The organism is Xanthomonas sp. NCPPB 1638 (genome assembly GCF_041475635.2).
In the GTDB taxonomy this organism is placed as follows: domain Bacteria; phylum Pseudomonadota; class Gammaproteobacteria; order Xanthomonadales; family Xanthomonadaceae; genus Xanthomonas; species Xanthomonas cucurbitae.
The window spans coordinates 1087901-1110866 of the sequence record NZ_CM192984.1; the positions used below are offsets into that span (position 1 = coordinate 1087901).

Consider the following 22966-nt stretch of genomic DNA (forward strand, 5'->3'; position numbering starts at 1 on the left):
ATGCGCCTTGCTCGCTTCAATGCGCTCCTGCCAGCGGGCACCCTTGCAATACGCATCTGGGCTGCTTCACCCGACGGCGTAAGCCCGGCAGCGTCAGGGCGTCGATGATGGTTGGCGTACCAGTGCCGCGTTTACGGCAGTGGGTGATTAGACGGGGAGCCGCCCTGCCGTGCACCCGCGTCGATGACCAGCGCCGCCACGCTGGTCGTCGCAGCAGGCATAAGCCCAATAGTCCAAAACTGGCTGGCAGGCCGTCGGCTGATGCAGACGGTGCGAGCCAGACATCCAACAGGCCCGGCTTCGCGATCGCGGTCATTGCTTGCCCGACAAATATCAGATGCGCGCGACGCAGCTCGAACTGCACGGTAACGTTGCCGCCGCCAGGCAGCCTGACCCTCCGGAAGTCCTCGAGCTCGCGCACCGGGCGCACGACGCTGGCAGTGCGGTCGCGCAGATAGAGCTGCACCACTTCGTCGACGTCGCGGCTGACTTGGTTGCTGATGCGGGCGCTGATTTGCAGGCTGCCGGTGGCTGTCATCCGCGACGCACTCAGCTGCAGATCGGTGTAGGCGATTGGCCTATAGGTCGGGCCATGGCCAAAAAGGGGAACAATGCCGTGTTGGGCACGCCATGGTAGTGCGTGGTGCGATGTCGGGCCCGTCAGTAGATGCCATTACACCGTACTGCGGAATCCGCCGATCCCGCAAGGGGGCGCTCACTCGGCCATCACCTTGTCCGGTGTCATCGGCGTACTGCGGATGCGTTTGCCGGTGGCGTGGAAGATGGCGTTACAGATGGCCGCAGAGACGCCCACTTGGCCGATCTCGCCCACGCCCTTTGCGCCCAGGCTGCTGACCACGCGATCGTCTTCGTTGGCAAAGATCACCTCGACGTCGTGGATATCGGCATTGGCGGACACGTGATACTGGGCAAGATCGTGATTCATGAAGCGGCCGAAGCGATGGTCGCACTGGGTATGTTCGTGCAGCGCCTGGCCGATGCCCCACACCACGCCGCCGATGATCTGGCTGCGCGCAGTGGTGGGGTTGAGGATGCGCCCGGCCGCAATGGCGCTGACCACACGCGTTACCCGCACCGTGCCCAGTTCTTCGTCCACACGCACTTCCACGAACACGGCCCCATGCGTGGCGCGGGTGTACTTGCGTTGCTTGAGCAGATTGGGCAGCAGCAGGAACTTGTCTTGGATCTGCTCCCGTCCGGCCGCCCGCAGCAGTTCCCGCAAGGCGATGGCACTGCTGGAGTCCGCGCGCAGGGCGATGTTGCCATCGGCAAACACCACATCGTCCAGCCTTGCCCGCGCAAAGCGCGAATCGGGCAGGGCCTGCGCTAGCCGCAACAGCTGCGTGCGCAATTTTCCGCAGACGCCATCCACCGCCGAGCCAATCGTGCTCACATGCGAAGAGCCGCCTTCGATGGGAGCGACCGGCAAGGTGGAATCGCCGAGCTGGAAGGTGACCTGTTCCAGCGGCAGGCCCAGGGCCTCGGCCGCAATCATTGCCATCACCGTATAGGTGCCGGTGCCGATATCGCTGGCGGCGCTGCTCACGACCAAGCGCCCGTCGGCATGCAGTACGGCATGCGCACGCGCGAACATCTGCATCGCGTCCCATTGGCCGGTGGCCATGCCCCAGCCCACCCATTCGCGGCCTTCCATGCGCGCGCGCGGCTGCGGCGGACGCTGCGACCAGCCGAAGCGTTCGGCGCCTTGCTGATAGCACTCGCGCAAGGCCTTGCTGGAAAACGGTTTGCCGTCGGCCGGATTGACCTCGGCGTAGTTCTTCAGCCGCAACGCCAGCGGATCGATGCCGACTGCATAAGACAGTTCGTCCATCGCCACTTCCAGTGCATGCATGCCATGGGTGGCACCGGGCGCACGCATGTCCATCGGGCTGTACTGGTCCAGGCTGACCAAGTTGTAGCCCAGGTGCACGTTATCGCAGGCGTACAGTTGCCCGCTCCAGTTGACCACCACTTCCACATAGTCTTCGCTGCGCGAGGTTTCGGCGATCGCCTCGTGCCAGATCGCACGCAGCGTACCGTCGCGGTCGGCACCGAGCTTGAGCCGCTGTACGGTTTCCGGGCGGTGGCCGAAAGTAAACATCTGTTGGCGGGTGAGCACCACGCGCACCGAGCGGTCCAGCAGGATGGAGGCCATCACCGCCAGTGCCAGCTGGTATTGCGGGCGCAGCCCGGAGCCAAACGCGCCGCCCACGTAGGGGTTGCGCACGGTCACCTTGCGCTTGCTCAGGCCGAACACATGCGAGACGTACCAGCGGCTGTTCTGCGAGCCCTGGGTCTTGTCGTAGATGGTGAAGTGACCATCGGCCTCGCGGATCACGGTAGAGGCGAACAGCTCCATCGGATTGTGGTGCTCCACACCGCTGTAATAGTCGGCCTGCACCTGGCAGGCGGCATTGACGAAGGCACTGTCCGGCTCGCCCTTGTCCTTGGGCGGCGGTGTGAAGCCGGCGCGCATGCCCTTGGGCTTGTGCGCGCGGCCCAGCTGGGTCATCAGGTCGGTTTCCTGCGGTTCCTGCGCGTACTCCACCTGCACCAGATGTGCAGCATGCCGCGCCGCCTCGAATGTTTCGGCCACCACCAGCGCGATGGGCTGGCCGCTGTAGCGAATGACGTTGTCGTAGAGCGGGCGGAATGGCGAGCCGGGTGGGGCAGTCATGTCCTTGTAGAACAGATCCATGCCGCGCATATGCGGACGATTCTCATGGGTGACGATCTCCAGCACGCCGGGGACCGCGCGCGCGGCCGCCAAGTCGAAGCCGACGATGGTGCCCTTCGCAATGCTGCTGCTGACCACCACGCCATGGGCCAGATCCGGCACCGGCCATTCGGCGGCATAGCGTGCCTGGCCGGTGACTTTTGCACGTCCATCGATGCGCGGTACACCAGTGCCCGTGGGGCGGAAGCCGGTGCCTTGATCGGCGACCGGTGGCGTCAATTCGGTGTTGGATAGATCGGTGCTACGTGCGTTCATGGCGATTCCTCCAGCGCATGGGGGCGCCCGCGATTGTCGATGCTGCCCTCGCGCGCGACCTCGAGCGCGCGCACGATGGCGCGACGTGCCAGCGGCAGCTTGAAGGCGTTGGCGCCCTGCGGCTGCGCGCCCTCCAGCAACGCGTCGGCCAGGCGCGCGAAACTGTCTGCGTTGGCGGGTAGACCCACCAACTGTGCTTCGGCCTCGGGCCTGCGCCAGGGCTTGTGCGCCACGCCACCCAGGGCAACGCGTACATCGCGGATGCTGTCGTCTTCGGCCAGATCCAGCGCGGCAGCGACCGATACCAGCGCAAACGCATACGACAGGCGCTCGCGGATTTTCAGGTAGGCGCTATGCGCTGCGAACCGCTGCGCCTCGGGCAGGTCGATATGCACGATCAACTCATCCGGTGCCAGGGTGCTGTCCAGCTCCGGATGTTCGCCGGGCAGGCGATGGAAATCGGCGAATGCGATATCGCGTTCGCCCGTGCGGCCTTGCACATGCACCACGGCATTCAGTGCCGCCAGTGCCACGCACATGTCCGAGGGGTGCGTGGCGATGCAATGCGGGCTGGCACCGAGAATGGCGTTGTATTTGGTCAGCCCGCCAATGGCCGAGCAACCACTACCTGGCGTGTGCTTGTTGCACGCCGTGGCGCTGTCGTAGAAATACATGCAGCGCGTGCGCTGCAGCAGGTTGCCACCATTGCTGGCCATGTTGCGGATCTGCGCCGACGCGCCGGCCAGGATCGCCGCACTCAGCAATGGGTAACGTGTTTCCACTTCCGGGTGATAGGCGGTGTCGGCGTTGCGCGCGAGTGCGCCCAGGCGCATGCCGCCATCGGGCTGGCTGGTGATGCTGTCCAACGGCAGGCGATTGATGTCGAACAGGTGGCTGGGCCGCATTAGCTGCAGCTTCATCAGGTCGGTGAGGTTGGTACCGCCGGCAATCAGCCGCACGGGCGCTTCCGACGGCAGTGGATGCACAGCGTGGCCGCGTGGTGCGATGGCAGTGAGCGTCGCCTCGATGCTGTCTGCGCGCGCATAGCTGAGCGGCATCATGCCGGCACCGTCCCTGGTTCCCAGTGGTTACTCGCGCCGTCGCTTGCCTGGCCGGATGCGCCAAGCACATCCATCACCGCGTCGGTGATCTGCGGGTAGGCGCCGCAGCGGCACAGGTTGCCGCTCATCAATTCGCGCACCTGGTCGCGGGTGTGCGCCTTGCCTTCGTTGATCAGGCCGGCGGCCGAGCACAACTGGCCCGGTGTGCAATAGCCGCACTGGAAGGCATCGCGTTCGATGAAGGCGCGTTGCAGCGGATGCAGCTGCTCGCCGTCGGCCAGGCCTTCGACCGTGGTGATGTCGGCACCGTCCTGCATTACCGCCAGTGTCAGGCAGCTATTGATGCGGCGCCCGTTCACCAGCACCGTGCAGGCGCCGCATTGGCCGTGATCGCAGCCTTTCTTGGTGCCGGTGAGATCGAGCCGGTCGCGCAACAGGTCGAGCAGGCTGACCCAGGCTTCCAGCTGCAATTGATGAGGCTGGCCGTTGATGCGCAGGTTGACCGGATAGGTGGGCGCGGACGTGGCCGGTGCCGATGACGTGTCATGGGCGGCGGCGGGCGTGGCATGCATGCGAACCCCGTGGCGATGGCTGAGGAGGGTCACCACCATGACCATGCTGCGGTCAACGCAGGGTGACCACGCCGACACCGAAGCGATGCTTGCAAGGCGATTCCGAGCAGGCCTGGGCATGGTATTGCGATGGGTGCAGTGAGCGTGGTGGCGAGCCGTTGCCGGCTGAGCATCCCGCAGGCGGCGCATCGGCCAGCCCGCTTCAGCCGTAGTGAGGCGTTGATTCGTTGACGCGCTGCTGGTGGCGCACTTGCAGGCGAGGCCGCAACCATGCCGCGCAGGCCGCCTCGTCCAACGTGCCGTCGGCCAGCCCGATATAGAACCCGTAGAGCTCCAGATCGTCTGCCACCAAACTTGCGCCGTTGAGCACGATGAAGGTTTCGCAGGCGACGGCGGCGGTGCGTTTGTTGCCGTCGACAAACGGATGATTGCGCGCCAGGCCATACACCAAGCTGGCGGCAAGTGCCGCCAGATCCGGCGGCGGGTCGCCGTAGGACAGCAACTGCCTGGGTCTAGCCAGCGCCGAGTCGAGCAGCGCATCGGCGCGCACGCCGCTGGCGCCGCCATGCTCGGCCAGCTGACGGTCATGGATGGCCAGTACCAGCGGCCGTTCGATCCAGACGATCATGGCGGCAGGTTACTGCGCCAGCTTGTGCAGCAGCGTGCGTCGCTCGCGCATCACCTGTTCGGCCACGTCCATCTGTGCGGCCAGGGTGGGGTCGAAGGCCGTCAGCTTGACGCCGTCGGGCGTTTCCAAGGCATACAGCTCGTCGCCCTTGCCCAGGCGCAGGCGGGCCAGCAGTTCTTTGGGCAGGATGACCCCGGCGGAATTGCCGATGGCGGTGATCTTGAGTTTCATGGTGGCGTCATGTTTGTACGAAAGTTATAACTCGGCAATCGGTTGCCTGCAAGTCGCATGCATGAAGCGGCTCAGCAAGCCAATCTCGCCTGCTGCGACGGCTTGGTGTACAAATGTACACCTTGTCACGTTGATGCTCGCTCATCCATGTCTACCCTGTCCCCCCAACGCGCTGCGGTACTGGCCTTCCTGCAGGAGCAGGCCCATGCCGGTGTCTCGCCCAGCCTGGCCGAGATCGCACAGGCGTTCGGGTTCGCCTCGCGCACCGCGGCGCAAAAGCATGTGCAGGCGCTGGCCGAGGCCGGCTTGATCGAACTGCGGCCCAATCAGAAGCGCGGTATCCGCATGCCCGGCGCTGCTGGGCGCGATGCCTTGCTGGCGTTGCCGGTGCTGGGGCGGGTGGCGGCTGGTGTGCCGATCGGGGCCGACATCGGCCTGGACCGGCAACTATGGCTGGACCGCGCGCTGTTTTCGCTGCAGCCGGATTACCTGCTGCAGGTGCAGGGTGATTCGATGATCGACGACGGTATCCTGGATGGCGATCTGGTCGGCGTGCACCGCAGCAACGAGGCGCGCGACGGGCAGATCGTGGTGGCGCGGGTGGATGGCGAAATCACCATCAAGCGGCTGGAGCGTGGCCCCGAGCGTCTCCGCCTGCTGCCGCGCAACCGTGCGCATGCGCCGATCGTGGTGGCGGCCGATGCCGACTTCGCGATCGAAGGACTTTACTGCGGCCTGATCCGGCAGGGCTGAGATGAGCGAGCCGGTGCCACTGCGACAACACGGCAATGCGGCGGTGGCCATGCCGCTGGACGCATTGCTGGCGGCGCGCACGGTGTGGCGGGCCGGCCAGGGCACGGCCACCGTCACCGGCGGTGAAGCCACCGGGCATGCCGGGCTGGATGCGGTGCTGCCCGATGGCGGCTGGCCGCGGCGCGCGCTCACCGAACTTTTATTGCCCGCCCATGGCGTAGGCGAGATCGCCTTGCTGCTGCCCACGCTGGCACGCATGACCGGCGCCGGTAGTCGGGTGGTGTTGGTGGCGCCGCCGTTCATTCCGTATGCGCCGGCCTGGCAGGCGGGCGGGGTGGTGTTGCAACAGCTGGAAGTGGTGCAGGCCGAGCCGCGCGAAGCACTGTGGGCGTTCGAGCAATGCCTGCGCAGCGGTGCCTGTGCGGCCGTGCTGGGCTGGCCGCAGACCGGCGATGCCCGCGCATTGCGGCGCCTGCAGGTGGCGGCCGACAGCGGCAACTGCTGCGCGTTCGCGTTACGCGACCGTCGCCATGCGGTGAACGCCTCGCCGGCGGCGCTGCGGCTGGAATTCCTGCCCGAGCGCGATGCCTGGCAGGTGCGCAAGTGCCGCGGCGGGCAGGTGCCGTCGCAGCCGCTACGGCTGGCGCATTGAGGCGCGCGCATGTTGTGGGCCTGTCTATTGCTGCCGCAGCTGGCGCTGGACGCTGTCCTGCGGCGTCTGGAAGAACCGCAGGCACCGTTGGTGCTGGTGCAGGGGCCGGCGCAGCTGCGCAACCTGCATTCGGTCAATGCCGCAGCCGCAGCGGCCGGCTTGAAGGCGGGGATGCGGCTGTCGGCGGCGCATGCGCTGATGACGCAGGTGCGCACCCTCGATTACGACGCGCAGAACGAAGCGCGCACGCAGCGGTTTCTGGCGGCCTGGGCATACCGGCATAGCTCGCTGGTGAGCCAGCAGTGGTCGCGTGCCATCGTGCTGGAAGCGGCAGCCAGCTTTCGCTTGTTCGGCCCCTGGCCACGCTTCGAGCGCCGCTTGCGCGATGAACTGCAGGCGCTGGGCTTCCAGCACCGGCTTGCGCTGGCGCCCACACCGCGCGCGGCGCGCGTGCTGGCCGGCCTGCGCGATGGCATGGTGGTGACCGAACTGCCGGCCTTGCACCGCACGCTGGACACCGTTCCGGTGCGCCGCGCGGCCTTGCCGGGCGATGCCGGCGAGCGCCTGCAGCACATGGGCGTGCGTACGCTCGCCGCAGTGCGTGCGCTGCCGCGCGACGGCCTGCGCCGGCGTTTCGGTGTCGACTTGCTGGAACATCTGGATCGTCTCTACGGCGATGCCGATGACCCGCTGGACTGCTATGCGCCGCCGGACCATTTCGACCAGCGCGTGGAGCTGGGCTACGAGGTGGAAACGCACCCGGCCTTGTTGTTCCCGCTGCGCCGATTGATCGGCGACCTGTGCACCTATCTGTCGATCCGCGATGGTGGCGTGCAGCGCTTTTTGCTGCGGCTGGAACACGAAGCAGGCGCCACCGATGTCGAGATCGGCCTGCTCACGCCCGAGCGTGCGCCCACGCTGTTGTTCGAACTGGCCCGCAACCGGCTGGAACGGGTGGAGATTCCGCAGCCGGTGGTGGCAATGCGGTTGCTGGCACGCCAACTGCCGCCCTTCGTGCCGGCCATGCGCGACCTGTTCGATCAACGCGCGCAACAATCGGTGGACTGGCCGCAGCTGCGCGAGCGGCTGCGTGCGCGGCTGGGCGACGAGGCGGTGTACCGCGTGTTGCCCGCCGCCGACCCGCGTCCGGAACGCGCCTGGCGCCGCGCCATCGGCGATGCGGTGCACGAAGCCGCCGCGCCGGCCCGCCCGCCGCGACCCACCTGGCTGCTGCCGCAACCGGTGCCGCTGCACGATGCGCAGCTGCGCATCGTGTCCGGCCCGGAACGCCTGGAAAGCGGTTGGTGGGACGACGACGAAGCGCGGCGCGACTACTACGTGGTGGAAACCGCGCGCGGCCGGCGTGCCTGGGTGTTTGCCGCGCCCGGCCGCGTGGAGGGGTGGATGCTACACGGGTGGTTTGCGTGATCGGGGGCATGCGCGTGCGGTACGGGGATATCTCCTGGTCGGCGGTTTGTCGTGACAGTGGCCTATGCCGCCGCTGCCCGCACCGCGTGCAATCCGCCGCAGCGCCGGCAGCCAGGCGATCTGTCGCGCAGCGGAAAATCCGTGTGTCCTGGCGCGCTATCGACGAGGTCTGCCCATGAGCGGGGACGACGCCGTCGATGGGGTGGACCGCGACACCCCCGGCGGCCGCATGCCGCGTGGCTGGAACGTTGCGGCACGGCTGCGCGCGGCCAACGACGACATTGTCCATGCCCAGGAGGCCGATGGCCTGCCTGCGTATGCCGAACTACACTGTCTGTCGGACTTTTCGTTCCTGCGTGGCGCGTCCAGCGCCGAGCAGCTGTTCTCCCGTGCGCAGTACTGCGGCTACAACGCGATGGCGATCACCGACGAATGCTCGCTGGCCGGCATCGTGCGCGGCCTGGAAGCGGCGCGTGCCACCGGGGTGCGGCTGATCGTCGGCAGCGAATTCACCCTGGTCGATGGCACCCGCTTGGTGTTGCTGGTGGAACATGCGCAAGGCTATCGGCAGCTGTGTGCGCTGATTACCAGTGCACGGCGCGCGGCAGGCAAGGGCGCCTATCGGCTGGGGCGCGCCGAGGTGGCAGCGCAGTTTCGCGATGGGGTGCCGGGCGTGTTCGCGTTGTGGCTGCCCGGCGTGCAGCCACAGGCCGAGCAGGGTGCGTGGCTGCAGCAGGTATTCGGCGAGCGTGTGTTTCTGGCGGTGGAACTGCATCGCGAACAGGACGACGCCGCACGCCTGCAGGCGTTGCAACTGCTGGCCCAGCGCCTGGGCATGACCGCGTTGGCCAGCGGCGATGTGCACATGGCGCAGCGGCGCGAGCGCATCGTGCAGGACACCTTGACTGCCATCCGCCACGGCCTGCCGCTGGCCGAGTGCGGTGCGCAGCTGTTCCGCAACGGCGAGCGGCATCTGCGCACCCGGCGCGCGCTGGGCAATATCTATCCGCCGGCCTTGCTGCAGGCTGCGGTGGCGTTGGCGCAGCGCTGCACCTTCGATATCTCCACGCTTCAATACACCTATCCCAAGGAGTTGGTGCCGGAAGGACACACGCCTGCCAGTTATCTGCGTCAGCTCACCGAGGCCGGCATCCGCCAGCGTTGGCCAGGTGGCATCTCGGCCAAGGTGCGCGAGGACATCGAAAAAGAGCTGGCGTTGATCGCCCACAAGAACTACGAGGCATTCTTTCTCACCGTGCAGGATGTGGTGCGGTTTGCACGGTCCAGGAACATCCTCTGCCAGGGCCGCGGCTCATCGGCCAATTCGGCGGTGTGCTATGCGCTGGGCATCACGGCCGTCAATCCCGATGAAACCCGCTTGCTGATGGCGCGCTTCCTATCGGAAAAACGCGACGAGCCACCGGATATCGACGTGGATTTCGAGCACGAACGCCGCGAGGAAGTGCTGCAGTATGTCTACGCCAAATATGGACGCGAACGTGCAGCCCTGGCCGCCACGGTGATCTGCTACCGAGGCAAGAGCGCGGTGCGCGATGTGGCCAAGGCCTTTGGCCTGCCGCCGGACCAGATCGCCCTGCTGGCCAATTGCTACGGCTGGGGAAACGGCGACACACCGATGGAACAGCGCATCGAAGAAGCCGGCTTCGATCTGGCCAACCCGCTGATCGGCAAGGTCCTGGCGGTGACCGAGCAGCTGCGCGATCACCCGCGGCATCTGTCGCAGCATGTCGGCGGATTCGTCATTTCCGACGCGCCGCTGTCGTTGCTGGTGCCGGTGGAAAACGCCGCGATGGCCGATCGCACCATCATCCAGTGGGACAAGGACGACCTGGAAACCATGAAGCTGCTCAAGGTCGATTGCCTGGCCCTGGGCATGCTCACCTGCATCCGCAAGACACTGGAGCTGGTGCGCGGCCACCGTGGCCGTCATTACAGCATTGCCACGCTGCCGGGTGACGATGCGCCGACCTACAAGATGATCCAGCGTGCCGATACCGTGGGCGTGTTCCAGATCGAATCGCGCGCGCAGATGGCAATGCTGCCGCGGCTCAAGCCTGCGGTGTTCTACGACCTGGTGATCGAAGTGGCGATCGTACGCCCCGGGCCGATCCAGGGCGACATGGTGCACCCGTATCTGCGCAGGCGGCAGGGCCGCGAGGAAGTGAACTATCCCTCGCCGGAAGTGGAAGACATCCTCAAGCCGACCCTTGGTGTTCCGCTGTTCCAGGAACAGGTGATGGAGCTGCTGATGCATGCGGCCGACTACACCGAGAGCGAGGCGGACAATCTGCGCCGCTCCATGGCGGCCTGGCGACGCGGCGGCGACATGGAGCAACACCGTGCCCGCGTGCGCGAACGCATGCAGGGCAAAGGCTACGCTTCCAGCTTCATCGACCAGATCTTCGAACAGATCAAGGGCTTCGGTTCCTACGGCTTTCCGCAGAGCCATGCCGCCTCGTTCGCCAAGCTCGTCTATGCCAGTTGCTGGCTAAAGCGCCACGAGCCGGCCGCATTCGCCTGTGGCCTGCTCAATGCGCAGCCGATGGGCTTCTATTCGGCCAGCCAGATCGTGCAGGACGCGCGCCGCGGCAGCCAGGAGCGCGCGCGCGTGGAGGTGCTGCCGGTGGATGTGCTGCACAGCGACTGGGACAACATCCTGGTGGGCGGGCGACCGTGGCGCAGCGATGCAGACCCCGGCGAACAACCGGCGATCCGGCTGGGCATGCGCCAGGTCAGCGGCTTGTCGAAAGAGGTGGCCATACGCATCGTCGCCGCACGCGCGCAACGGGCCTTCGCCGATATCGGCGACCTGTGCCTGCGCGCCGCACTCGATGAAAAGGCTCGCCTGGTACTGGCCGAAGCCGGGACGCTGCAGTCGATCGTGGGCAACCGCAACGCCGCGCGCTGGGCCATGGCTGGAGTGGAAGCGCGGCGGCCCTTGTTGCCGGGTAGCCCGGCCGAACGCCCGGTGCACTTCGAGGCCCCGCGCGCCGGCGAGGAGATCCTGGCCGACTACCGTGCGGTGGGCTTGAGCCTGCGCCAGCACCCCATGGCATTGCTGCGCCCGCAGATGCTGCAACGGCGCATCCTGGGCCTGCGCGAGCTGCAAGGGCGCCGCCACGGCAGCGGCGTGCACGTGGCCGGGCTGGTCACCCAGCGCCAGCGCCCGGCCACCGCCAAGGGCACCATCTTCGTCACCCTGGAGGACGAGCACGGCATGATGAACGTCATCGTCTGGGCGCACCTCGCGCTGCGCCGCCGCCGCGCGCTGCTGGAATCGCGCCTGCTCGCAGTGCGCGGCCGCTGGGAACGCGTGGACGGCGTGGAGCACCTGATCGCCGGCGATCTGTACGACCTCAGCGAATTGCTCGGCCAGATGCAGTTGCCTTCGCGCGATTTCCACTAAGAATGTGTTTCCACACTCCGCCAGTCAGTCGCCGCAGTCGCTGTCCTGCCTGGGGCAGCCATCCCCGAGCTTCTGCAACGAAGCTTCGCCGATCATGGTGCGTGGTGGCTCGGTGTGTGCACGCGTGCCAGGTCTGCGTGCGCTTGGCCGCACAGCGCTTGTGCCAGCAGCACCACTCCCTGAGCGTGGGCATTTTCCCTCAACAGGCCTGTTTGTGCTGGGCCAATCCAACGCCCTGCGGTCTTGTTGGCTCGACGGCGCACGAGCGAGGGGCTGCGCCATACCCACTGCAGACGTCGCCTGGGTGTCTCACATGCCCATGCCGGGCTGCGACTGTGCTTGCGATTGGGCTTGCTGGCGGTCCTGGGCGATGATCTGGTTGATGCGTGCATGCTCCAGATCGCCAGCCTGCGCGACCTGCATCGAGGCCTGGATCGATGGTGCCGGCTCGTGTATCGGCAGGCACGCCAATCCCAGCGGATGGTCGTAACTGGCCGCATACACGGTGTCGCGTGCCACATAGAACTCCCCCTTCCAGCCGGGCTTGAAGTAAGACTCGTTCAGCGCTGCGGTGATCTGGGTCAGGCGTTCCTCCGAAAACTGATGGCCTTGCGCCTGCATCCGCTCTTGCACGTCCGCATAAAGTGCATGCCGGGGATGGGCGGGGTCGCTGTAGGGGCGTAGACCTGGCGGCGGTGTGTGCGCGTCGTCTTGGACGGCGGTGGCCGACAGCTCCTTGTCGCGCTGCGCCTTGCGGCTGTTCTCGTCTTCGTCGCGCTGCGCCTGGTCCTGCTGATGTTGCCGGGCCTGCAACTGCAGCTGTTGATCCTGCTGCAGTTGCAGCTGGCGTTGCTGCTCCAGCGCTTGTTGCTGCTGTTGCGCATGCAGATCGGGTTGGCTGCGTTCGGGCGCTGTTGCCGGCGATGGTGTGGAGGGCATGACCATCGTGCGATGTGGCGCATCCTGCAGCGCGACGCCACGGTCGCCAGGGCGTAGCGCCGTGTCTGGTGAGTGGGTGTGGTCGGGTGCGGCGTGTTCGGTTGGCGCCGCGTGCGCCGTGGCCGATTCCAGGGACTGCGCCTGGAGTTGGTCTACGGCCTCGCGGATCTCCCCGGTGGTGGTGGTTGCCGCAACCCGAACCGTGCCATCGGCATCGCGACGCAAATGCCGTACCGGGCTGTCCACCGAGTAATGGCCGGACCCATCGCGCTCCAGCGCCAGCGAGGTGGTGGAGGCGTCGATGGCGTTTGCATCGCGGGTGTGTTGTAGCGCCTGCTGGATGGCCGCTGCGGTCGTGGCGTTGGGCGCAACCCCATAGGCGGCATAGGTCGCCTGGAGATTGGCCTGATCCTGCTGTTGCGCCGTGGGGAGCTGCCGTTGGGGCATCTGCGCCATCGCCTGCGCGTGCTGCGCCAGGGCGGGCTGCAGCTGTTGGCGGGTGGCATCCAGCTCCGCTGCGAGCGTGCCGTGCGCCACGTCCTCGCCAGCGCGCCATTGGCCACGCGTATCGCGCAGGTAGTGCCTGCCGTCAGAGGCCTGCAGGGCGTCCGCGCTCAACGCGGCCTGCACGGCGGCGGGCATCGGGCCGAAATCGTCCCAGCCGTTGCGCCGGTGGGCGGCTTGATAGGTCGCTGCAATGGCTGCTTGCCCATGGGCGATGTTGCCGTCGATCACCTGCGCCGCTTGCTGGTCCAGTTGCACAGCGCGCTCGGGGCTGGCCGGGTCGAGTTTCCAAACTGGCCGGTCATTACGATCGACCTCGTCGGCCACCATCCGCGACCATTGCCCGTTGTCGGCATCACGCCGCCAATCGCGTTGGTACAGATGCGCGGCATCTGCCTGGCTGGACGGCTGCACGAAGGGATTGCGCGGCTGTACCGCGCCAAGCGCCTGCTCGGTCGCCTGGCCACTGGCGTAGTAATTGAGCTCGCGCGCCTTCTCGGGCAGCGCGAACATGGCCTGCCGGTGTGGTGCATCGACACCGTCGCGCAACAGGTCGGCCCGCTCATGCCGCAACCACTGGCTGCCATCGAATTCCCAGCGCACATGCTGCTTGTCGGTCTGGGTATGGATCTGACGCTGATCCCAGAGCGTGGCGGCCTTGTCTGCTGCCATGCTGAACAGATAGGCGTCGGCCATGACCAGCCCCACCGGCCCGGCTCCCGTGGTACCCACCACCGCAGCAGCGGCCGTTCCGCCGACCCAGCCACCCACCCCGCGCGCACTGAAGTGCAGCGCTTGCGAACGGGCAGCGGCAAGATTGTCCTGCGCCAGCAAGCTGCCGATGCGATCGCCGGTCTGCACGGCATCGTAGGCGCTTGCGGCAACTCCTACACCCGCCAGCCCCGCTGTCATGCCTGCACGACGCAGGCCGGGAATGTCGGGTTCGGGCACCGGCGCGCGTGCGGGTGGCGCACCTGGGCGTACCAGTTCGTCGACGGTGGCGATGCCTTCCAGACGACTTGCAGCCCCATCCTTGACGTGCAGATCGGCATGCTCTGCCAGCAAATGCTGCTGGATGGCACCGGTGGTGTTGGGGATCTGCTGCACATGTGACGGCAAATCGCGATGCCAATCGGCTTGTTGCTGCCAGGCGTCCCGAAGCTGCCGGGTAAACTCCGGGTCCTTCAGGCGCGCATGACGTGCGGCTTCCAGCGCCTGGCCCGGCGGGCGTGCATCGCTGCGGCTGTCATAGACCTCGGTGCCTTGGCGATTGAAAATGCGGATCGGTGCAGTGGTCTGCGCGTGCACGAAATCCAGGCTTTGCGGCAATTTGGTGTAGATCGCGTCGCGGGCGCCTTCGGGGACGTAGCGGCCATGGCCGCGCTGATCGAGCGAGACTGAAAAGCGCTCATCGACGCCATGCTCGCTTTCCAGCTTGGGCGCGGCCATTGCCCTCACCTCGACGACATAACCGCGTGACTGTAATTGCTGGATTAACTCCGCGCTCCACTGGCCGTTGCTGAGCGTGGTGTCGAAGATCAGGTTCCTCTTGCCTTCCACCGTGGCCTGCAGCAACTCTTCAGCCCATTGGCTGGCATCGGTCTGGGTGTAACCGGACCAGGTGTAGGGGTGTGCGTTGCGGAGCGCTGATATTTGGGGGTGGAATTCGCGCAACTCATCCGGATCAATCGGAACAACATCTCCTTGAAGCTCAAGTGCTGCCGACTTGGCAAGTCCACCTTTGCCGGCACCGGGCTGCCCTGCCAGGATAATTGCTTTGGGTTCCAATTGAGTAGTGGCATCATTCAAGCCACTTTCAGGGATAATTTCATCAGAAAAAATATGGCTATGTAATTCATCATCGACCTTGCCTGGAGCGATGCTCATTGATTTATCCTCAATCAACTGAAGTAAGATCCAAACTCATCATCGGTAATCCATACATACTTTGAGCTAGCCCGAAGCATTAGGAGCTTTTTCTGCTCGGCGCTCTTTATTTTTTCAGCATCATCATCGGCCTGTGCGCGCTCAATCTCCTCGCGAGCCTCGGAGATAAATGAACCGAGTTCATCCTCCAACATCCATATCGCCCACTCGAATGGCGGAGTTACTTTTGATGGTCGCCGCACGGCAAAGTTCAGCTGCTGTTGAAGCCGCTCGATGAGCTCGGGGTAGTCCTTCAATAGCTCGCGCAATTTTTGCGGAACAGGAGGCGCAAGCAAGCCATTTTCAATGGAAGAAGTAGTGGGCTTGGACATGGAAAGGTCTTGTCTCTCGGCAATAGCCGCGTGCGGCGCAGGGGGCGCGGCAGCATGCGGTGTTGTGGGATGCTGGATCGGCTGCGCCCACGGCGCTGGCTTGGGCTTGCGCTTGACCTGTACCGGCAGTCCGCCACGCGGCAATGGACCAAGCTCACGCAGCGTGCGCTCATTGATCCGTTGCACATCGTGCAGCAGCTGCGCTGCATGCGCCTCCACCACACGGCGCGCCAGGGCGGCGTAACGGGATTCTTTGGCATCGCTCATATGCGTTTCCTTGCAGATGTTGCGTTGATAGCGGCTAGCGGCTAGCGGGACGTTATCGCACGGATCCGGCCGGGATGCCTGAAGGTCGCGGTGGTTCTATTGGCGGCCAATTGCACGATGATAAGCCCGTTCCCAGGCAGCGCGAAGTGGCCTGCAGATGCGGCGTATCGACACCATCGCACACCGGGTCAGCCTGCTCCTGCCGCAACCATTGGGTGCCATGCCTTCCAGACGGCCTGCACCCCCCCCATGACATGCAGATCGGCATGCTCTGCCAGCAAATGCTGCTGGATGGCGCCAGTGGCGTTTGGGATCTGCTGCACATGTGACGGCAGATCGCGATGCCAATCGGCTTGTTGCTGCCAGGCGTCCCGAAGCTGCCGGGTAAACTCCGGGTCCTTCAGGCGCGCATGACGTGCGGCTTCCAGCGCCTGCCCCGGCGGACGTGCATCGCTGCGGCTGTCATAGACCTCGGTGCCTTGGCGGTTGAAAATGCGGATCGGTGCAGTGGTCTGCGCGTGCACGATATCCAGGCTTTGCGGCAATTTGGTGTAGATCGCGTCGCGGGCGCCTTCGGGGACGTAGCGGCCATGGCCTTCCAGATCGAGCTGCTGAGAAAACCGTGAGTCGACGCCGTGCTCGCTTTCCAGCTTGGGTGCAGCCATCGCCCGCACTTCGACGACATAACCGCGTGACTGCAATTGCTGGATTAACTCCGAACTCCACTGACCGTTGCTGAGCGTGGTGTCGAAGATCAGGTTCTTCTTGCCTTCCACCGTGGCCTGCAGCAACTCTTCGGCCCATTGGCTGGCATCGGCCTGGGTGTAACCGGACCAGGTGTAGGGGTGTGCGTTGCGGAGGGCTGATACTTGCGGGTGGAAGGCACGCAACTCATCTGGATCAATCTTTACGACATCTCCATTCAGCTCAAGCTCTGCTGTTCTGGCGAGCCCTCCCTTACCTGCACCCGGCTGGCCTGCCAGAATCACGGCACTGGGAGTATCGAATGATGATCTTTTTGCCCAACCAGTTTTCGGAAAAATTTCTTGGCTCATCGCGGATTCGTGTGGGTGCCTTGAGGCCCCTGAAGCTGCGTTGAGCCTTGGAAACAGGCCCTTCCCGCCGTCCCAGACGGTGATGCATCCTGTGCTGACTTCTTGACGCGGTGTTGTGCATGAAAACGGGCCGTCGGCTGAGTGAGTTGTTTTCCTTCCCTGGCTTCGCGGCGGAGTCCACGCTCAAGGGCGTGTTCGGCGCCCCGAAGGCGCGGATCGTGACCTTGCGGCGCCGAAAAAAACGGCCGTGTGTTCCAACTGTGGCCATCGGTGTCGCAGCCGCTACGACAAGCGCCTGTGCCGCGCCCGCGACTTGCGGGCGGCCGGCTGGATGCTGTTCGTGGAGTTTGAGCGCTGGCGTGTCGATTGTCCGGGGTGCGGCGGCGTGCACGTAGAGCGGCTGGACTGGCTGGCCAAGAATCCGCGCTACACCGAGCGATTCGCCCTGCATGTGGGCAATCTGTGCCGGAGCATGACGCACAAGGCCGTGGCTGAGCTGGAGCGCCTGCACGACAGCACGGTCAAGGAGTTGTCCACGCTGTACATGGCCGAGCAGGTGCGCCGGGCGGGGACGCCGGCGCCGCGCGCCATCGGCATCGACGAGATCGCGATCCACAAGGGCCATGACTACCGCGTTGTGGTCAGCGATCTGGAGCGCGGCCGACCGATCTGGTTCGGCGGCAGTGGGCGCACCGAGGCGGACATCGACCAGTTCTTTGCCGAATTGGGCCCAAAACGCAGTGCCGGCATCGACGTCGCGGTGATGGACATGTGGCGGCCGTTTCGCAACTCGGTGGGCAAAAATGCGCCCAACGCCAGTATCGTGTTCGACAAGTTCCACATCGAGCGCTACCTGTCCGACGCGCTCGATCAGGTGCGGCGCGACGAATACAAGCGCCTTCAAGGCCAGGATCGCAGTTACATCAAAGGCCAGCGTTACACCCTGCTGAGCAACCGCGAAAACCTTACCCTGGACGGTCGAAAGGCGCTCGCCAAGCTGCTGGCGGCCAACAAACGTCTGAACACGGCGTACCTGCTGAAAGAGTCCTTCGGGCAGCTGTGGAGCTACCGCACCGAGCGAGGTGCACGGGAGTTCTTCGAGCGCTGGAAGCAGAGTCTGCGCTGGCAGCGGCTGGCGCCTTACCAGACGTTCGTGGGGATGATCGAGCGGCACTGGGACGGCATCGCGGCGTACTGCAGGCCGGAGAACAAGGTCAGCCTCGGCTTGGTGGAAGGGCTCAACAACAAGATCCGGGTCATCCAGCGCAGCGCCTACGGCTATCGCGACGAGGAGTTCCTGAGGCTCAAGATCATCGCCAGCTTCCTGCCCCCGTTACACGAAAACACTCGATTGCACCCACAGTGATCCGCGAAGACCCAATTTCTTCCTCAAGCACTCGCTCGTGCTGATCGATGGGGAGCTTGTAATCGTTCATCGACTCTCCTCACCTTCAAGATAAGAGCGCAATTCGGACATTGCCCCCATATTGAAGCGGGCATAACCAACGGCGAAGTCTTTATTCTTTGCAATCTCAATCCTTTGCGAAACCCCTTCAAGCTTTGCTGATTCAAGCTCCTCGTGGGCTTCGGAGATAAACGACTCGAGCCTTCCTTCAAGTGCCCAGATGGCACCATCGAACGGAGTTATTGGATTGGGCCTTCTAACGTAGTCATCCAGGACATCCTGCAAGCGCTGAATCAACTCGGGATACTCTTGAAGGATTTCACACAGTTCCTGCGGCACGAGAGGCGCAGGCAGATCGTTTTCAACGGATGGAGCAGCAGGCCGGGACATGGCAAGGTTTTTCCTCTCGGCAATGGGCACGCGCGGTACAGGGCGCGCGTCGACATGCGGTGGTGTGGAATGCTGGACTGACTGCGCCTAGGGTGCCGGCTTGGGCTTGCGCTTGACCTGTACCGGCAGTCCGCCACGCGGCAATGGACCAAGCTCACGCAGCGTGCGCTCATTGATCCGTTGCACATCGTGCAGCAGCTGCGCTGCATGCGCCTCCACCACACGGCGCGCCAGGGCAGCATAACGGGATTCTTGGGCATCGCTCATATGCGTTTCCTTGCAGATGTTGCGTTGATAGCGGCTAGCGGCTAGCGGGACGTTATCGCACGGATCCGGCAGTGATGCTTGCACGTTGCGTTGGTATTACTGACGACCAATTGCGCGATGGTAAGCCCGTTCCCAGGCAGTGCGAAGTGGCCTGCCGGGTTCATGCCCCGCGTGCTCACGCACAAATGAACCCGTCCACGCCCCAGTCACCGGGGACCAACCGGTCTGTGCTACACCATGCACTTCCGCGCGCATCGCGCGGCCTGTCCGTTTACCTGTGAGGCGATCATGAAGTTGGAGGCGTTGTTCGACCAGTTGCACACCTTGCCCACCGTGCCCAAGGTGGCGCAGGACCTGATCCGCCAGTTCGACGATCCGGACACCAATATCGATACGTTGGCGCACACCATCGAGCGCGATCCGGTGATCGCCGCCAAGGTGCTGCGGCTGGCCAATTCGGCGCGCTTCCATGGCCTGCGCGACTCCACCAGCGTGGAAGATGCCGCCATGCGCCTGGGCTTCAATACACTGCGCACGCTGGTGCTGGCCTCGGCGATGACCGGGGCCTTCCGGGCCGGCCCGGGTTTCGACCTCAAGGCATTCTGGCGGCACAGTTTCGAAGTGGCCGGCATCTGCCGCCTGTTGGCGCGCCAGCACGGGCTCGATCCGGAGACCGCTTTCACCTGCGGCATGATGCACAACATCGGCGAGCTGCTGATCCAGTCCGGTGCGCCGGATTACGCCAGCCGCATCAACCACGACAGTTCCTCGGCCGGCCATGCCGCCGAAGAGACCCTGCAACTTGGCTTCGGCTATCCGGAGGTCGGCGCCGAGCTGGCGCGCCGCTGGCAGTTGCCGACCGTGATCCAGAATGCGATCGCCTACCAGGTGCGCCCTGCGGCGGCGCCGGATGGCGCGCGGATGCCGCTGCTGGTTGCCCAGGCGGTACAGGTCTCCGATGCGCTGCATGCCCATGGCGGCGCTACCCCGGCGGCCCTGGAAGCGGTGCGTGGGCCGTTGATGGATGGCGTGGACCTGGACGCCTTGTTCGCGGCGCTGCCGGATGTGATCGAAGGCGACCGCGCGTTTGTCGAGTTGCTACGCTGAACGGTGCTTGCCGCTGTGTTACTCCAGACGCAGCGGCTCGAACGCGCAGTTAGCCGCGCTCCGGATGTTCTCGGTCCCGGAACAGACATAGAACTGATCCTGCCCCGGGGCTGGCGCTTGATCGAGCTGCCAGCGGGATGGGCGCTGCAGGGTGACGATCAGGTTGCGTTGCGTATCCGGCATGTTGCGATTGAAGTAAGCCAGATCCACCACCGCGCCACCGCGTAACGCGTAGCTGCAATTGACCAGCACTCCGGTGCTGGGCGCCGTCGCGACGAGGGTGCCGTAGTAGAGTGCCGATGACAGATGCCTTGGGCTGCCCGCGTTGGGTTGCAGCGTACTGGCCCACACACCGCTTCCGGAGCCGACGTTGAGCCGGACAGGGGCGCGATAACGTCCGGCCTCGTAGTGCACTGCTTCAGGCGCCGGGCATTGTGCCGCGTCCTGGGCAGGCTGCTTGCCAGATGCACCGGCTGCGGCGGGTAGCAGCATGCTGGCCAGAATCAACGGTGTCAGTGGACGGATCATGTGTTGGACCTTTCGGCACGCGGCCGCAGTGTGTGATGGAGGGCCGATGAAAGAGGCTTGGCGGTCAGCGCATGCCACATCAGCCTGAGAGGGGGGCGGGCTCTTATCGACGCGCTGCTGTACAGGACGATAGCGAGCGCCACGCCCTGACCGGCGTCGTGTGCGAACCAATGGCGCCACGGGCGCGCCGATCTGCACGGGCTTCCGCCAGTTGGCGTCTCCATCGCGCCACGCAAGACCTCGTCGCCGATGTTGTTTGCGCCACACGCCATGCCTTGCACACTGTCACGCGGCGCCGCAGCTGGACTCGCGTAGGCACAGGCGCTAGCGTGGTGCGGATATCTTGCCCACAGGGGAATGCCCAATGCGCCACGACGCGCAACCGCGCCAGCTCACCTTCCGCGCCGTCGTGCTGGCCATCGTGCTGGCAGTGGTGCTTTCGGCCGCCAATGCCTATCTCGGGCTGTTTGCCGGCCTGACCATCGCCACCGCCATTCCGGCGGCAGTCGTCTCGATGGGCGTGCTGCGCCTGCTCGGCGGCGGCACCATCCTGGAGAACAACATCGTCCAGACCGGTGCCTCGGCCGGTTCGTCGATCGCCGCCGGGGTGATCTTCACCATCCCGGCGCTGGTCATCATGGGCTACTGGCCGGACTTCAAGTACTGGTGGGTGCTGGGCATCGCCGGCATGGGGGGCCTGTTGGGCGTGCTGTTCTCGGTGCCGCTGCGGCGCTCGATGATCGTCGAAGACCCGCTGCCGTTCCCCGAGGGCAAGGCCGCGGCCGAAGTGCTCAAGGCCGGCGAAAATCCTGGCCCGGGCCTGAAGATCCTGGCGGTGTCCGGTGCCATCGGCGCACTGGTCAAACTGGCCGCCGCCAGCGGCCTGCGGGTGATCCCGGACACCTGGGCGCAGGCCAGCTACCTGGGCAGCAGCCGGGTGGTGGGTTATCTCGGCACCAACCTGTCGCCGGCGCTGCTGGGCGTGGGCTACATCGTCGGTCTGAATGTCGGCATCGTGGTGCTGTCCGGCTCGATCCTGTCCTGGCATATCGCCATTCCGCTGTACCAGCAGTTCTTCATGGGCAGCGATCCGGCGCTGGCGCAGAGCCTGGCCGGTGCATCGGCGGCCGATGCCGCGTTCGGCATCTGGGGTGCGAAGATCCGCTACCTGGGCGTGGGCGCGATGCTGATCGGTGGCGTGTGGACGCTGTTCTCGCTGCGCAAGTCGCTGTTGTCCGGGGTGAAGAGCGGCTTTGCCGCCGCGCGCAAGAGCGGTGGCGGCGTGGTGGCCGAGACCGAGCGCGACCTGCCGATGAAGTGGATGCTGGTGGCGCTGGTGGTGTGCACGCTGCCACTGCTGGGCCTGTACCAGGCCATCGTGCAGCAGTGGCATGTGTCGATCCCGATGACCATCATCATGATCGTGGCCGGGTTCCTGTTCGTGTCGGTGTCCGGCTATCTGGCCGGGCTGATCGGCTCGTCGAACAACCCGGTCTCCGGCATCACCATCTCCACCATCCTGTTCGCCTCGGCGGTGCTGGTACTGCTGCTGGGCAAGAGCGGCCTGGTACCGGTGGGCATCGGCGCCGCGCCCCTGGGCGCGGTGGCGGCCATCATGATCGGCGCGGTGGTGTGCTGCGCGGCGGCGGTGGGCGGCGACAACCTGCAGGATCTCAAGGCCGGCTACCTGGTGGGTGCCACGCCGTGGAAGCAGCAACTGATGCTGGGCATCGGTGCGTTTTCCTGCGCGCTAATCATGGCGCCGGTGCTGAACCTGCTGGCGCAGGCCTACGGTATCGGCCCGGCCACGCCGCAGCATCCCAATTCGCTGGGCGCGCCGCAGGCCACGCTGATGGCCTCGGTGGCCAAGGGCCTGTTTGGTGGTCAGTTGCCATGGAGCATGATCGCCATCGGCGCGGTGGTGGGCGCGGCCATCATCGCGTTGGACGAATGGTTGAAGGCCACCGGCAAGCGCTTTCGCGTGCCGGTGCTGGCAGCGGCGATCGGTATCTACCTGCCGCTGGAGCTGATGGTGCCGATCTTCCTGGGTGGGTTAATCGCGCATCTGGTCGAGCGCTTCCACAACATTCGTGCCGACGATGAAGACGGCCGCGACCGCGTGCATCGTCCGGGCGTGCTGTTCGCCGCTGGCCTGATTACCGGCGAGGCCTTGATGGGGATCGCCATTGCCGTGCCGATCGTGTTGTCCAGCCGCGCCGATGTGCTGGCATTGCCGGCTGCGTTGCAGCTCAACCAGTGGTTCGGCCTGGTCATTCTGGCCTTGGTCGGCTGGCTGCTGTATCGCGTGGGCAAGCGCGGCGAGGCGGCCGCCTAGCGCAAGGCGATGGCGCACGTGATGCAGGCGCCATCCTTGCGGGACGCCTCGTGCAGTCGCGCGGGGCGTGCGCGGCTTGAAGAGTCAGCGCGCCCGGATCGAGGACAGCCTGCCCGCCGCGCGCAGAGACGGGCGGCCACCATTTG

The 22966-nt window shown here is 65.4% G+C and carries 18 protein-coding genes and 1 pseudogene; 7 read left to right on the top strand and 12 right to left on the bottom strand.

The annotated features are described in order from the left end of the window. Nucleotides 1-16: 16 nt before the first annotated feature. From ACCQ13_RS04735 to ACCQ13_RS04760, 6 genes are all read right to left on the bottom strand, one after another. Nucleotides 17-538: a fibronectin type III-like domain-contianing protein gene (locus ACCQ13_RS04735; RefSeq protein WP_223214401.1), complete on the bottom strand. Its 522-nt coding sequence runs from the start codon at nt 536-538 to the stop codon at nt 17-19. A 177-nt stretch (nt 539-715) separates the two neighbouring features. Next, complete coding sequence (locus ACCQ13_RS04740; protein ID WP_159406718.1) at nt 716-3013, bottom strand: xanthine dehydrogenase family protein molybdopterin-binding subunit; 2298 nt, start codon at nt 3011-3013, stop codon at nt 716-718. Next, nucleotides 3010-4098 (bottom strand): FAD binding domain-containing protein, encoded by a 1089-nt coding sequence (locus ACCQ13_RS04745; protein ID WP_167526994.1) that lies wholly within the window; start codon nt 4096-4098, stop codon nt 3010-3012. Before ACCQ13_RS04745 ends, ACCQ13_RS04740 begins: the two co-directional genes overlap by 4 nt. Beyond that, the gene (locus ACCQ13_RS04750) at nt 4071-4646 is read right to left on the bottom strand and encodes a (2Fe-2S)-binding protein (protein WP_104605477.1); all 576 of its coding nucleotides are present in this window, start codon (nt 4644-4646) and stop codon (nt 4071-4073) included. The genes ACCQ13_RS04745 and ACCQ13_RS04750 overlap by 28 nt, the downstream gene beginning before the upstream one ends. Before the next feature lie 202 nt (nt 4647-4848). After that, a complete protein-coding gene (locus ACCQ13_RS04755) occupies nt 4849-5274 on the bottom strand; it encodes a type II toxin-antitoxin system death-on-curing family toxin (protein ID WP_104605469.1) in 426 nt (141 codons plus the stop codon). Nucleotides 5275-5283: 9 nt separating this feature from the next. Further along, nucleotides 5284-5505 (bottom strand): AbrB/MazE/SpoVT family DNA-binding domain-containing protein, encoded by a 222-nt coding sequence (locus tag ACCQ13_RS04760; protein ID WP_104605471.1) that lies wholly within the window; start codon nt 5503-5505, stop codon nt 5284-5286. A 147-nt stretch (nt 5506-5652) separates the two neighbouring features. Here ACCQ13_RS04760 and lexA point away from each other — a divergent pair, with 147 nt between their 5' ends. The 4 genes from lexA to ACCQ13_RS04780 all read left to right on the top strand — a co-directional run bounded on the left by lexA (nt 5653) and on the right by ACCQ13_RS04780 (nt 11765). Beyond that, the gene (gene lexA, locus ACCQ13_RS04765) at nt 5653-6258 is read left to right on the top strand and encodes a transcriptional repressor LexA (protein ID WP_104605473.1); all 606 of its coding nucleotides are present in this window, start codon (nt 5653-5655) and stop codon (nt 6256-6258) included. Between the two features lies 1 nt (nt 6259). Further along, nucleotides 6260-6910, top strand: coding sequence for a translesion DNA synthesis-associated protein ImuA (imuA, locus tag ACCQ13_RS04770; protein WP_167526827.1), 651 nt, complete (start codon nt 6260-6262; stop codon nt 6908-6910). 9 nt (nt 6911-6919) lie between these two features. After that, on the top strand, nt 6920-8338 hold the full coding sequence (locus ACCQ13_RS04775) for a Y-family DNA polymerase (protein WP_104605475.1): 1419 nt from the start codon (nt 6920-6922) through the stop codon (nt 8336-8338). A 175-nt stretch (nt 8339-8513) separates the two neighbouring features. Continuing rightward, nucleotides 8514-11765, top strand: a complete 3252-nt coding sequence (locus ACCQ13_RS04780) for an error-prone DNA polymerase (RefSeq protein WP_167526828.1) — start codon at nt 8514-8516, stop codon at nt 11763-11765. Nucleotides 11766-12074: 309 nt separating this feature from the next. On the opposite strand, the gene ACCQ13_RS04785 is transcribed toward ACCQ13_RS04780, so the two are convergent. The 3 genes and pseudogenes from ACCQ13_RS04785 to ACCQ13_RS04795 all read right to left on the bottom strand — a co-directional run. Continuing rightward, nucleotides 12075-15095 carry a zeta toxin family protein gene (locus tag ACCQ13_RS04785; RefSeq protein ID WP_159406721.1) on the bottom strand — a complete coding sequence of 1007 codons (3021 nt, stop codon included), beginning with the start codon at nt 15093-15095 and terminating at the stop codon, nt 12075-12077. 14 nt (nt 15096-15109) lie between these two features. Further along, a complete protein-coding gene (locus ACCQ13_RS04790; protein ID WP_159406722.1) occupies nt 15110-15733 on the bottom strand; it encodes a hypothetical protein in 624 nt (207 codons plus the stop codon). 216 nt (nt 15734-15949) lie between these two features. Further along, nucleotides 15950-16788 (bottom strand): annotated as a pseudogene (locus ACCQ13_RS04795) (zeta toxin family protein); the annotation flags it as partial. A gap of 247 nt (nt 16789-17035) precedes the next feature. Between ACCQ13_RS04795 and ACCQ13_RS04800 the strand changes: the two are divergent. Then, nucleotides 17036-18154, top strand: coding sequence for an ISL3 family transposase (locus tag ACCQ13_RS04800; RefSeq protein WP_159406724.1), 1119 nt, complete (start codon nt 17036-17038; stop codon nt 18152-18154). A gap of 66 nt (nt 18155-18220) precedes the next feature. Here ACCQ13_RS04800 and ACCQ13_RS04805 read toward each other — a convergent pair whose 3' ends face one another. Next, nucleotides 18221-18583 (bottom strand): hypothetical protein, encoded by a 363-nt coding sequence (locus ACCQ13_RS04805; RefSeq protein WP_223214402.1) that lies wholly within the window; start codon nt 18581-18583, stop codon nt 18221-18223. A gap of 87 nt (nt 18584-18670) precedes the next feature. After that, complete coding sequence (locus tag ACCQ13_RS04810) at nt 18671-18850, bottom strand: hypothetical protein (RefSeq protein WP_223214403.1); 180 nt, start codon at nt 18848-18850, stop codon at nt 18671-18673. Nucleotides 18851-19138: 288 nt separating this feature from the next. Here ACCQ13_RS04810 and ACCQ13_RS04815 point away from each other — a divergent pair, with 288 nt between their 5' ends. Then, the gene (locus tag ACCQ13_RS04815) at nt 19139-19957 is read left to right on the top strand and encodes an HDOD domain-containing protein (RefSeq protein WP_159406725.1); all 819 of its coding nucleotides are present in this window, start codon (nt 19139-19141) and stop codon (nt 19955-19957) included. Between the two features lie 18 nt (nt 19958-19975). Here the strand turns inward: ACCQ13_RS04815 and ACCQ13_RS04820 are convergent, their stop codons facing one another. Further along, entirely contained in the window at nt 19976-20485 is a 510-nt protein-coding gene (locus tag ACCQ13_RS04820) for a DUF3757 domain-containing protein (RefSeq protein ID WP_159406726.1), read from the bottom strand. Between the two features lie 364 nt (nt 20486-20849). Between ACCQ13_RS04820 and ACCQ13_RS04825 the strand changes: the two genes are divergently transcribed. Next, complete coding sequence (locus ACCQ13_RS04825; RefSeq protein WP_159406727.1) at nt 20850-22820, top strand: OPT family oligopeptide transporter; 1971 nt, start codon at nt 20850-20852, stop codon at nt 22818-22820. Nucleotides 22821-22966 lie beyond the last annotated feature (146 nt).